Annotated in this window: 4 protein-coding genes; all 4 read right to left on the bottom strand. The window is 37.3% G+C overall.

All coding sequences use genetic code 11. From position 1 onward, the window contains the following. Window positions 1-201: 201 nt before the first annotated feature. The 4 genes from LJE11_RS18655 to LJE11_RS18640 all read right to left on the bottom strand — a co-directional run bounded on the left by LJE11_RS18655 (window position 202) and on the right by LJE11_RS18640 (window position 3517). On the bottom strand, window positions 202-1263 hold the full coding sequence (locus LJE11_RS18655; protein WP_055054271.1) for a Fic family protein: 1062 nt from the start codon (window positions 1261-1263) through the stop codon (window positions 202-204). 111 nt (window positions 1264-1374) lie between these two features. After that, a complete protein-coding gene (locus LJE11_RS18650) occupies window positions 1375-2229 on the bottom strand; it encodes a tyrosine-type recombinase/integrase (RefSeq protein ID WP_226839779.1) in 855 nt (284 codons plus the stop codon). Window position 2230: 1 nt separating this feature from the next. Beyond that, entirely contained in the window at window positions 2231-3220 is a 990-nt protein-coding gene (locus LJE11_RS18645; protein ID WP_055054270.1) for a helix-turn-helix domain-containing protein, read from the bottom strand. A 120-nt stretch (window positions 3221-3340) separates the two neighbouring features. Then, on the bottom strand, window positions 3341-3517 hold the full coding sequence (locus tag LJE11_RS18640; RefSeq protein WP_003864535.1) for a helix-turn-helix domain-containing protein: 177 nt from the start codon (window positions 3515-3517) through the stop codon (window positions 3341-3343). Between the last annotated feature and the right edge of the window lie 309 nt (window positions 3518-3826).

Raw genomic sequence — 3826 nt, 5'->3', positions numbered from 1 at the left:
ATTTGCGCGTCTAACTCATCACTAAGTAACGAGAATGCGACGCGCAATTATTCAATTAAACTTCCTATCGAAAGCACAAGATATTTTCTTGTCTATAAATAATATACCGCATATGAGACGGTTTGTCCATGCGTTTTTGACTGGCAAATTGGTTAATTCAAAGTAGTAATATTATTATTATGGAAATCTGAAAATAATTTTTCAAATACGGACATAACCGGTGGATGGACCTGCACCGACCTTTGCGATATACCCACTCTTAACTAAATCTGTCAGTGTTCTTTCCACGGTAACCTTACTTATGTCAGGGCATAGTTCCATAATTTCCTTCTTCGTTATCTTACCAACCTTATTATCAATCACCGCCTTAATTCTATCCGGCTTGGAAAGATTATGGTACTTCAAATGTTCTACACGGCTTTCAAATTCATTGTATGCTTTCAGCATAATACCTAAATAATACTTAACAAAAGGCTCATAGCTGTTTTCGCCCTCATGCCAGCCAGTAGAACTTGCTTGAAGGGCTTCATAATATGTTTCTTTTGTCTTTTCAATCAGCATTTCCATACTGACATATTTTCCAACGATATATCCCGCCTTATAAAAAAGCAGTAAAGTGAGCAAACGGCTCATCCTACCATTTCCGTCATTGAAAGGATGGATGCACAGAAAGTCCAGAATGAACATAGGAATCAAAACCAGTTTATCAATGCGGTCAGCTTCCCATGCTTCAAGGAAACGAGCGCAAAGTTCGTCTATTGCTTCTGCAGTCTGAAAAGCTGGAACGGGAATAAAACGAGCTTTCTGGTGTCCCTCGGCATCGGTTTCTGCAATTACATTGTCTGAATTCTTATAGGTACCACCGATGTTTCCTTGGGAATAAGAATATAAATCACGATGTAACTGTAAAATAATGTTTGGTCTTGGAGTGATATATTCATAACTTTCGTGAATCGTAGCCAGCACTTCACGGTAGCCGGCAATTTCCTGTTCAGACCGATTACGTGGCTCTGCTTTCTGACTTACCAGTTCTTCCAAACGTTTATCACTTGTAAATATACCTTCAATTCGGTTAGATGCTCCCGTACTTTGAATTAAAGCAACTTCCAGAAGTGTTTTCAGTTCATCTATGTTTGCTTCCAGAAATAATTCCTGTTTACCTTTATGCTCATGAATACTGCCAACCATCTGAACAATTTCAGGTGTCAGCAACTTCGCAGGATTTGTAATATAATCAAAATTTCTCATTGAAATCTCCTTCATTTTGAATTTATCTCCATCATTTTAACGCTAAATGATGGAGATTTCAATAGATTTGATGGAGATAGATTCTCCATATGCACAATAAATATACTCATTGGGATATAGAATTCATTACTTCATCGTCTTCGCCAACGAATTGAGTAATGCCCGCATCTCTGGATTAGCCAATACTTTTGCCAGAAGTTCCGGATCGACTTCATCCAATGCATTCAACGATTCTTTTCTTATACGCTGTGATTCTTTGTTGATGAAGACATATGCACGGTTTTCTTCAATTGCCTCAGGAGAGATATCTACACAATCCCAGGTAAGACCAAGCAGCTCACCAAGTCGCAGGGAACATGAGAAAGATAGATTAATTGCGAGCTTTAATCGTTCATCTTCACAGACACTGAGCGCATACATCAATGTATCCGCTGTCCAGATGTCTCTTTTTTGGGATTTATGTTTTGGTACAGTTGCATGAATGCAGGGATTTTTCTCCATCAATTCCCATTTCACTGCCTGCTCAAAACAGTTTCTAAGCAGCTTATTAATATCTCTGATGGTACTGGCCGATACAAGTTCATTTTTACTTGTTTTATTTAATGGATTGATAACAGCACGCCTCTTCAAAAGACTCTGATAATATCTTTCGATGAATCTGGTATTGATTTCTGACAGCTTTGCATCACCAATGATCGGAAGAATATAGTTGTTGATAAGAGAGACATTTCCTTCATACGTAGAAAGCGCCCAGTTTTCTTTTCCATACAGTGCAACATATTCTGTAATGAGCTCGTCCAGTGTTTTGCATTTGCGGACGACAAATGATCCCATCTCTTTTTTATATTCAATTTCTTTTTTTCTTCTTTTAGCTTCGGCTTTTGTTTCATAGGTTTCCCATTTCTGTTTTCTCTCGCCTTTTTCATTCGTATAAGAATAGATTACATTGAATTTTCCGTTTCGTTCTCTTATTGATGCCATATTATTGCATACTCCTTTCCAAATCTCTTTGCTCCATCCAGTCCTCAAATTCATCCCGACGGATCCTAACTCGACTGCCAACTTTTATTACTGTGAACTTTCCTTTATCCGCCCACTTGTTGATCATGCTTCTGCTGACCTTTGCCAGATAGGAAGCTTCATCAAAAGTAAGATACTTTATATTTCCATTGCTTCCTCGTATTCCGGTCTGTGATAATTTCTTCCGCCGGAAATTAGCCAGGGCAATATTTTGTTCCTGTGCAAGTTCTTCATAATCATTCGATGGATCCAGCATATACCGATCCTGACCTTCCAGGAATTTTTGAAAACTCTCTTTTGTGATCCTTTTCTTTTCTGCAATCACAATGAATTCAAAAAAATGACTATACTTTGGATTATCAAGAATTGTATATACTGCGCTTCTGGTTGTTCCAAGCAGCTGTGCCATCTCAGGCATCGTAATTGTTGCATCTTCCAGAAGAGCGTCTTTTTTTCTGTCTTCCTTTGTTCGATACTGGGACTGGCTTTTATACCAATTCTGAAAAGATTCTTTTGGTATTCGTTTCCAGTAATCGACAATAACAGCTTCCATTTGATTTTTCTTGAGTAAATCATAAACAAGATATTCATCAACACCCAACAGATCCGCGACTTCCTTAACAGAATAGGACCAGGATTTCAATTCTTTCCCGGGTTTTTCTCCGGTAACTTTATGATATTTAATCTGATTGGCGTACCATTTTTCAAAGCTAGCAATGTTGATTCGTATCTTTCCGGCAATCTCTTTTGATTCAAAAACATTTTTATGAACCAGCCAGTATCGATCTGTCTTTTTTAATCCCAACAGCTTTCCCATTTCCGGCACGGTCATCCAGGTTCTCTTTTGCGTTGGACGACGTTTGTAAGGACTGTCCTCTGATATCTTCGAAATGATTTCTGCAACATCATCCATTTCCGGAACTTCTTTTTGTTTCATAATTGCTGTTGCCATTTATTCTTCACTTCCTGTCTTTTTTAGTGTTAGTGTTTTTTCTTATATCATATCTCAAATCCAGATAAAAATTTAGGATGTCGATTGCAGACAAAATCTGCCAGATCAACACCCTGTTTTTTACTGTTCCAAGTTATCGAGCCAGTCATCGAAACTCTTCTTAGAGATGCGATACTTTCCGCCATCCAACTGGATCCACCGGAATTCCTTTTTCTTCAAAAGGTTATAAATAGTAGGTCTGCTGACTCCTAAGATTTCCTGTAACTCTTGAACTGTATAACATCTTTTCTCTGACATTTCTTTATCCTCTTTTCCTTGAAATATGAAAGAAAAATTATCCCTTCATATAACGAAACGCTCAGAGCATGTTTTACAGTGGTCAAAAGCAAATTTTTTTACTTTTTTTCTTGCGAGTTTTTTTAATGCAACTCGTAAGAAACTCGTAACATTAGATTTTTACATTTTTCATGAAATTAAGTAAAGAAAAAGAGCATATGGAATTGAATCCATACACTCTATGATTACTGAAACTTTATTTCATTTTTAATTCAACAAACTGTTAAGGAAACAATCGGAGTTGGTGTAAACGAAAAAGCAGCCTTGAGT

Source organism: Blautia sp. DFI.1.216, from assembly GCF_020594215.1.
GTDB classification, from domain to species: Bacteria; Bacillota; Clostridia; order Lachnospirales; family Lachnospiraceae; genus Blautia_A; species Blautia_A wexlerae.
Note: the sequence above shows the minus strand (reverse complement) of the source record. Positions and strands in the feature narration are given on the sequence as shown.

Coding starts and splice junctions, on each gene's coding strand:
- LJE11_RS18655 (WP_055054271.1), bottom strand. CDS start 1,263: ATGAAGGAGATTTCAATGAGAAATTTTGATTATATTACAAATCCTGCG.
- LJE11_RS18645 (WP_055054270.1), bottom strand. CDS start 3,220: ATGGCAACAGCAATTATGAAACAAAAAGAAGTTCCGGAAATGGATGAT.
- LJE11_RS18640 (WP_003864535.1), bottom strand. CDS start 3,517: ATGTCAGAGAAAAGATGTTATACAGTTCAAGAGTTACAGGAAATCTTA.
- LJE11_RS18650 (WP_226839779.1), bottom strand. CDS start 2,229: ATGGCATCAATAAGAGAACGAAACGGAAAATTCAATGTAATCTATTCT.